This window comes from Halorhabdus amylolytica (genome assembly GCF_004944975.1).
GTDB classification, from domain to species: Archaea; Halobacteriota; Halobacteria; order Halobacteriales; family Haloarculaceae; genus Halorhabdus; species Halorhabdus amylolytica.
Map to the genome: position 1 here is coordinate 162,700 of NZ_SPQG01000007.1, position 7,564 is coordinate 170,263.

Consider the following 7,564-nt stretch of genomic DNA (forward strand, 5'->3'; position numbering starts at 1 on the left):
ATCGCCCGATCAGACTGGGAACGTCTCTTTGCGCTCCCGACTGACCGCCTCGGGTTCGACGGTCTCGCCGTCCACGTCGACGGCCTGCCCGTTCGCCAGCCTTCCGAACTTCGGCCCCTCCGGGACGCCCGCCTCTGTCGCGAGTCCGGGATCGAACGCTTCTTTCCTCGCGACGACCTGCTCGTCTTCGACGATCACTTCGTCGTAATCCGATCGGAGTACGTCCGCGAGCGTTTCGACCAAGGCCGTCCGATCTCCTTCCTCGGCGACGGCAGCCCGGTCACCGACCAGCGTGGCGCTCTGTTCGGTGGTGAACGCCAGCGCGACCTTCTCGACGGCCTCCCGGGTCGCCTCGCGGTCGATCCCCTGGGCCTCGTCGAGTAGTTCCCCTGGAACCTCGACGATTTCGAAGGGGCCGTCGTAACCCCGGGCCGGCTCGCCGAACCGAAGGCCGTCGTCGACGGACGCCAGTCGATCCTCGACGCGACCGGCGAACGCCAGCGGGACGGCCTCGACGGCTCGAAGCCACGTCTCGCCGACGGTCTCGTAGCCCAGTTCGTCGATCGCCCGCTCGACTCGGGGCCACTCCCCGTCGATCAGGGCGTATTCGGCCGTGCTCTCTTCGAAGGCGGCTCGAAGGACGTCCTCGTTCCCGAGTGGATCCCCGAGTTCGTCCAGACCCCAGTCGGCGGCGACGTGGCCGACCGCCCAGTCAGTCTCGTGGACGATCCGCTCGAAGCGCGGGGCGTAGTGGTTGCCGCCAAACCCGACGAGATGCCGGCGAGCGCTGGAGCTACCGTCCTCCCGTGGTGCGTCGGGAACCGTCCCGCGGAGGTCGAGGATGGCCCGCGCGGCGGCTTTCGCGGCGTCGGGATCGTCCCACTGCTCGGGACCGCTGCCGATCTCGACGAACAGGGATGGCACGCCGATGTCGGTCGGACCGTGGTGGGTACATTCCATGCCTATCTCGTAGTCTTCCGGCGCATGCTCGGCCAGCGCGTCGAGGACGCGACTGTGGGCGTTGGGGGCAGCGCGGGCGAGATCGCGATCTGTACCGCCGTACTCGGCCGGTCCGAAATTCCCGGTGTGGTGGGCTGTCAACAGCGGACCGGTCTCGCCGGAGTGACGGGACGCAAAGACGACGAGATCGGGATCGTCGAAGACCGCTGCCACGCCGTCGAGTTCGAGGTGCCACTCCTCGAAGGTCCGCATCTCGAAGCCGTCCGTGCGGTAGACGTCGCCACCACCGTCGGCCGGCATTCGGTCGTCGTCACGGAACGTCGTCCAGTCCGCCACAGCGAGTAGCTGTTCGTGGATGTGTTCGGACGCGCGATCTTCGGCCGAGACGACGATACCGACGGTTCGCGTGGGACGTTCGGTCATCGGTCACTCAGATCGAAGTCGCTCCGGCGACCGAACGCCGTCTGGACCACTTCAGCGGTCATGCCGAGCATCTCCCTGACTGCCTGGCGACGGTGGACGAACATCGCCAGTCCGACGAGGAGGTAGACGGCGGTGTAGCCGAGCAGGATCTGGTGGCTGACTGCTTCGGGATGGGCCAACGAGAGGACGTTCAACACCATGAACTCGGCGAACACCTGGGTCACGAACAATACGAGCAACGCGACGGCCTCCCGGAGGCTGATGTTGAAGTTGACCAGGATCGCCAGTGCGAAAAAGGACTGTGCGGCTGTGATCCAGATCTCCAGTTGCTGTTTGTAGTCGAATTCGAGGACGCCGAGGTGTCCGGCCGCGATCGAGTAGACGACTGCGAGTGTCCCGATCAGCAGCGTCCACTGGTTGAGCTTCGAGGAGATCAGGGCGTTGAACCCGGCCGAGGATCGGGCCTTGTTGACCAGATAGACGACGACGATCAACTCGGGGGACTCACTGGCCAACGGGGCGATCCACTGGATCATGAAGAACTTCGGCACGCCGTACTGGAGACCAAGCTTCTCGAGTCCGTGGGCGAACGGTTCGACGGCGATCAGGATCATAATGCCCGAGTAGATGAACAGCCCGAGTACGGTCGCGATCCGCTTGGGCTTGTGGTAGGACTGGAGGTAGCCCGGGACGCCGATCTGTTCTTCCTCTGTTTCGATCCCGGACCGAATGATGATCAGGATGTAGCTCACGTAGATGCCGACGAGAACGACAGTGTCGATCAGGTCGATGCCGCCGCCCAGCGGGACGAGAAACGCCCACAGCGTCGCCAACCAGAGGAACGTGATCTCGGTCGTCAGCGCCCTGTCCAGGGTGACGACATCGGCGAGAAAGCCGTCCCGGAACTCGACCGATTCGTCCCGGACTCTGTAGGCACGATAGACGGTAAACAGCGCGATCCCGGACCAGCCCAGGCCGATGAGAATCCGGTTTGCGCCGGTCATGTTTGCGATGGCGAGGTTCCCGGCCTCCGCGCCGGCAGCTGTTCCTGCCTGTGCGCCGGCGTTCCAGGCGTAGAAGGCGTCGACGGCGTACTCCGGGGCCACCGCCAGGACCGCGAGAACGGCGAGTGCGAACGCCCGGGGGACGTCCTTCTCGGCGGTCTCGGCCCCCCACGCGAGCAGGAACGACGCGCCGACGACGGCCAGCCCGGTCACCAGGACGGTCAGGCCCGTCGAGAGTGTGATGGCCGACCCGGGTGCCAACAATTCGGCACGGACGGCCAGCCGCGAGCTCTCGACGACGACCCAGGGCAGCGAGAGCAACACTGCCCCTGCGACGGCAGTCAGCGGATGGCGTAAACGGGACACACCCCATCGATCGACCCCTCTGAAAGAATGTCTTGCGAAGTCAACTCCATCCTGTGAGATGTTCACACCCGAACCCGAACCACCGTGGTTTTGATCACCCCGGTCGTTCGCTGTCCCATGGACGTCTACGGACTCATCGGCAATCCGGTCGAACACTCCCTCTCGCCGCCCATGCACGAGGCAGCCTACGAGGAACTGGGGCTCTACGCCCGCTACGTCACCTTCGAGCCACCGAAAGACGCAGCTGGCGACGCGATCGGGGCAGCCGAGACACTCGGACTCGCCGGCCTGAACGTCACGATCCCGTTCAAGGAAGCTGTCCTCGACGCCGTCGAGCCGGACGATCTGGCGGCCCGGATCGGGGCTGTCAACACGATTGACCTTTCAGGTGATCGGCCGACGGGTCACAATACCGACGCGATCGGTGCCGTCCGTGCGCTGGAAGAACACGACGTCGCCATCGAGGGATCGGCGGTCGTCGTCGGGGCCGGCGGTGCGGGCCGGGCGGTCTCGTTCGGTCTGGCTGAGGAGGGGATGGAGGTCGCGATCGCCAATCGAACCGTAGAGAAAGCTCACGACCTCGCGGCGGAGGTTCCCGGCGCAAGCGGTCACGGGATCGATACCCTGTCGGACCTGTTGTCAGGGGCGGACGTGCTGGTCAACGCGACCAGCGTCGGCATGGACGAGGACCGATCGCCGGTCCCCGCCGACGCGCTCCACGCCGAACTGGCGGTACTTGACGCGGTTTACAGCCCCATCGAGACGCGTCTGCTGCGTGACGCCGCCCAAACGGGTGCGACGACGGTCGACGGTGCCTGGATGTTGCTGTTCCAGGGCGTCGAGGCGTTCGAGCGCTGGACCGGGCAGGCGGCTCCTGTCGAGGAGATGAACCGAGCGCTACGTGGACGCCTTTAAGTCCCGGCGCTCGTATCACCGCACATGGGACTCATCGATCGACTCAAAGCTGCCCTCGGGCTGGAACCCCGCGAGTCCGCACGCACCCGCCAAACTGGGGAGTCGAGTGGCCAAGACGTCGCCGTCACGGTCGAACACGAACCCGATACCGCCAGTGAGGACGCCGTGAAGGGGACCGGAACGGATGCGGACGGATCCGCCGACGAGATGGACGAACCGGCCGCGGAACCGGACGAACCGACCGAAGACGACGAATCGGCGGCCACTGCGGATGCCGACGACGAGAGCGAGTCGGCAGCTACTGTCGATACCGACGAGAGCGAGTCGGTAACTTCGGATGACGACGAGAGTGAGTCGGTAACTTCGGATGACGACGAGAGTGAGACAATCACGGACGAAACTGACGCCGAGACGGAGGAGGGTGAAGAGAGCGAGGGGACCGCGGCAACATCCGAGGAAGCCCCCGACGTCCAGTCGATCGACGGGATCGGCCCGGCCTACGCGGAACGGCTCGGCGAGGCCGGCATTGAGACCGTCGCGGACCTCCGGGCGGCCGACGCCCCGACCATCGCTGAGGAAAGCGGGATCGCCGAGTCGCGTGTCTCGACGTGGATCGAGCGAGCCGGCCAGTAGCGTCCCGACCGCACCACGTATATTTTCCCCACCCCTCCCGGTACTCAATGAGCGAGCCGCGAGTGGTGACCGACCGGTCGACGTTCCGTGAGGTGGCGGCCGACGCGGGACCGGACGATCGGATCCCTGTCGAGGCCCGCGTGACGGTCGCCGACCCCTTTGACGCCTATCGGCGCGCTCGGTCGGGCGAGGGCGGAGCGTTCCTCGAGACGAGCGGCGGCGCCGAGGGCTGGGGCTATTTCGGCGTCGATCCCGTCGAGTGGCTGACCGTCGACTCCGACGGGGCGGCGATCGATACGCTCGTCGATCGAATCGACCGGGAGGGACTCCGTCGGGGCGACTGCGAGATCCCCTACCCTTGTGGCGCGATCGGTTGGCTCTCCTATGACGCCGCCCGGGAGATCGAGGACTTGCCGGCCGATGCCGAGCGTGACCGTGATCTGCCGCGTCTACAGGTCGCCTTCTACGACGCCCTCGTCGCCTGGCGCGAACCTGCCGACTCGCCGGTCGAACTCCGGGTGACGGCCTGTCCGCGGATCGGGAGCGATGATAACTCCAGCGGTGTGGATCCCGACGTTGCCTTCGAACGTGGTCGCGACCGGGCCCGTTCGCTCGCCCGTGACCTGCTGGAGGGAGATCCCGCCGTGCCGGAGCCGCCCGCCGCCGGGCCGGTCCGATTCCGGAGCGACTGTGGCCGGGCGGCGTTCACCGATCGCGTCGACCGGGTCAAGCAGTACGTCCGCGACGGAGATACGTTCCAGGCGAACGTCTCTCACCGCCTCCGGGCACCGGCTGCGGTCCACCCGGTCGAGACCTTCGCCGCGCTCCGCGAGGGGAATCCGGCGCCGTACTCGGGCCTGCTGGAGTTCCCCGATGTCGATCTGGTGAGTGCGAGTCCCGAACTCCTGCTCCACCGGGTGGGCGATCGACTGGTGACGGAACCGATCGCCGGGACCCGACCGCGGGGCGCGACGCCTGCTGCAGACCGCGCGTTCGAGGCTGATCTGACCAGCGACGAGAAGGAGCGGGCAGAACACGCCATGCTGGTCGATCTCGAACGCAACGATCTCGGGAAGGTCAGCGAGTTCGGGAGCGTCGACGTCGCCGAGTACCGCCGGGTTGATCGCTACTCGGAGGTAATGCATCTGGTCTCGCTGGTCGAGGGGCGACTCCGGCCGGGGTGGGACCTGGCTGACGCGATCCGGGCGGTCTTCCCCGGCGGCACGATCACCGGCGCGCCCAAACCCCGCACGATGGCGATCATCGACGAGGTCGAGGCAACCCGGCGTGGCCCCTACACCGGGAGTATGGGCATCTTCGGACTCGACGACCGCGCGACGCTGAACATCGTCATCCGAACGCTCGTTCGCCACGACGAGGAGTACCACCTCCGGGTCGGCGCCGGAATCGTCCACGATTCCGTGCCCGACCGCGAGTACGACGAAACCCTCGACAAGGCCCGCGCGCTGGTGAACGCGGTCGGCGACGCGCTGGGCCGGGAGGTCAGTGTGGCCGATGCGAGCGACGACCGCGGGGGTGACCGGCAGTGATCGATCCGATCCTCGTCATCGATAACTACGATTCGTTCGCGTACAACCTCGTCCAGTACGTCGGTGAGGCGCTGACAGACCGAATCGATCCCGAACTACGGCCGCCCGACCCCCGAGAGGCAGTCGTCGTCCGGCGCAACGACGCGATCGACGCGGCGGGGATCCGCGACCTGGATCCCGCCGGCATCGTCGTCTCGCCGGGACCTGGAACGCCGGCGGACGCGGGCGTCTCCGAGGCAATCTTCGAACTCGACTATCCGGCGCTGGGGGTCTGTCTCGGCCATCAGGCGCTGTGTTCGGCAAACGGTGCGGCGGTCGGCCACGCACCGTCGGTCGTCCACGGCAAACCCTCGGCGGTGACCCACGACGGCCGGGGACTGTTCGCGTCGCTGCCTGATCCGATGGACGTCGGCCGGTATCACTCGCTGGCGATCGAACGTGCCGACCTGCCGGCCGTTCTCGAAGAGACGGCCTGGACCGACGACGATGCCCAGATCGTCATGGGTGTCCGGCACCGCGAGCGCCCGCACGTCGGTGTGCAGTTCCACCCCGAGAGCATCCTAACGGAGGATGGGAAACAGCTCGTCGCGAACTTCCTCGCAATGGCGGACCGGGACAAACACACGGTAGCCGGCAACCGCTACACCAACTGAGCGATGAGGCCAACCGGGTCTGCGACCCACTCTTTCCGCCGGGAACGCTAAGTACGTCTCGACGGCCTCGTAGATTGCCCCAAGGTAACGTTTCTGTGGGTCTGTATTTCACGAGGATGCAGCGACCAGAGTCCGGCCCAGGCTGGGTGTTTTCCACACAGTTGCCCGACAACCGCCAAGAAAGTGTTGCGCGGTATCGTCCCATCCTCTTGTTGCGGATGATCTTGTGTAATGTGGAGGGAAGGGTATCAATCATGCTCCTCATCTTGCTGTCTCTCACAGAGCAGAGTACGCCGCTATTGTTCATTCAAGTTACAGGAATATGGTATTGGACCTACAAAGATAACCCCTATGCGAATACTTAGCGTCGGCCTTGTTTAGACGCTCCTGAAAGTGTTGGTCAGTGGCTCTGTCGGATGAACAGAACTAGTCCATGAGCGCCTCTCAACCCAATTTCTTTTTCCGAGAACGTCCGTGGTGGACGATCTACACCGCGTCTAAACAAGGCTCTTAGCGTCTATCTCGGACGTGGACCTCCGAGAGATCACATAGCAGCTCGCAACTAGTTCCTCTCGGGATTATTGTATACCTGGGATAGTAGCTGCTGATCAGCGTACCACCACACTACGAACACGACTCCTCCACCCGCAAGGGTGTACGGTACGGTCGGTGAGAGCGATGGAATCTGTGTTACTGCGATAGTAACCACTGCTATCCCAACGAGCAATAGGCCAAAGCTCAGGGCATATCGAACGATTCTCATGGATTTTGGTCAGAATGTATTTTCATCTCCAGTTATAAGAAATCTTCCGCTAATTGTGAAGTTATAAGTCAAATGTTCTCTAGCCGTTCGGCATAAATATAATAAAATTGGTATATATCGGATGTAGACTGTTACTCGTGAGGGTGAGGTATTCACGAACAGACAAACGTGTCATCATTCAATAACCATTCTCCGTCGATAAACGCTCAAATATCCAACTAGCCATCGTCTTATCCATTTACAGGCCGTGGTGAATCGCTAGACGTAGCTTGATTTCACTGTTTCACTGCCTGGTTG

At 64.1% G+C, this 7,564-nt stretch carries 6 protein-coding genes; 4 read left to right on the forward strand and 2 right to left on the reverse strand.

Annotated features, from left to right (window positions below):
• Positions 1-9: 9 nt before the first annotated feature.
• Together E3374_RS10765 and E3374_RS10770 are read right to left on the reverse strand one after the other, a co-directional pair.
• Positions 10-1,383 (reverse strand): D-aminoacyl-tRNA deacylase, encoded by a 1,374-nt coding sequence (locus tag E3374_RS10765; RefSeq protein ID WP_136689086.1) that lies wholly within the window; start codon positions 1,381-1,383, stop codon positions 10-12.
• Positions 1,380-2,753: a sodium:calcium antiporter gene (locus tag E3374_RS10770; protein ID WP_136689087.1), complete on the reverse strand. Its 1,374-nt coding sequence runs from the start codon at positions 2,751-2,753 to the stop codon at positions 1,380-1,382. The genes E3374_RS10765 and E3374_RS10770 overlap by 4 nt, the downstream gene beginning before the upstream one ends.
• A 117-nt stretch (positions 2,754-2,870) precedes the next feature.
• Here E3374_RS10770 and E3374_RS10775 point away from each other — a divergent pair, with 117 nt between their 5' ends.
• From E3374_RS10775 to E3374_RS10790, 4 genes are read left to right on the forward strand one after another with little or no spacing between them, the layout of a single operon-like run.
• Positions 2,871-3,668, forward strand: coding sequence for a shikimate dehydrogenase (locus E3374_RS10775; protein WP_136689088.1), 798 nt, complete (start codon positions 2,871-2,873; stop codon positions 3,666-3,668).
• Between the two features lie 24 nt (positions 3,669-3,692).
• Complete coding sequence (locus tag E3374_RS10780; RefSeq protein ID WP_136689089.1) at positions 3,693-4,301, forward strand: helix-hairpin-helix domain-containing protein; 609 nt, start codon at positions 3,693-3,695, stop codon at positions 4,299-4,301.
• Between the two features lie 47 nt (positions 4,302-4,348).
• Positions 4,349-5,851: an aminodeoxychorismate synthase, component I gene (gene pabB, locus E3374_RS10785; RefSeq protein WP_136689090.1), complete on the forward strand. Its 1,503-nt coding sequence runs from the start codon at positions 4,349-4,351 to the stop codon at positions 5,849-5,851.
• On the forward strand, positions 5,851-6,504 hold the full coding sequence (locus E3374_RS10790; protein ID WP_136689096.1) for a glutamine amidotransferase-related protein: 654 nt from the start codon (positions 5,851-5,853) through the stop codon (positions 6,502-6,504). Before pabB ends, E3374_RS10790 begins: the two co-directional genes overlap by 1 nt.
• Positions 6,505-7,564: the final 1,060 nt, after the last annotated feature.

Coding starts and splice junctions, on each gene's coding strand:
- E3374_RS10775 (WP_136689088.1), top strand. CDS start 2,871: ATGGACGTCTACGGACTCATCGGCAATCCGGTCGAACACTCCCTCTCG.
- E3374_RS10780 (WP_136689089.1), top strand. CDS start 3,693: ATGGGACTCATCGATCGACTCAAAGCTGCCCTCGGGCTGGAACCCCGC.
- pabB (WP_136689090.1), top strand. CDS start 4,349: ATGAGCGAGCCGCGAGTGGTGACCGACCGGTCGACGTTCCGTGAGGTG.
- E3374_RS10765 (WP_136689086.1), bottom strand. CDS start 1,383: ATGACCGAACGTCCCACGCGAACCGTCGGTATCGTCGTCTCGGCCGAA.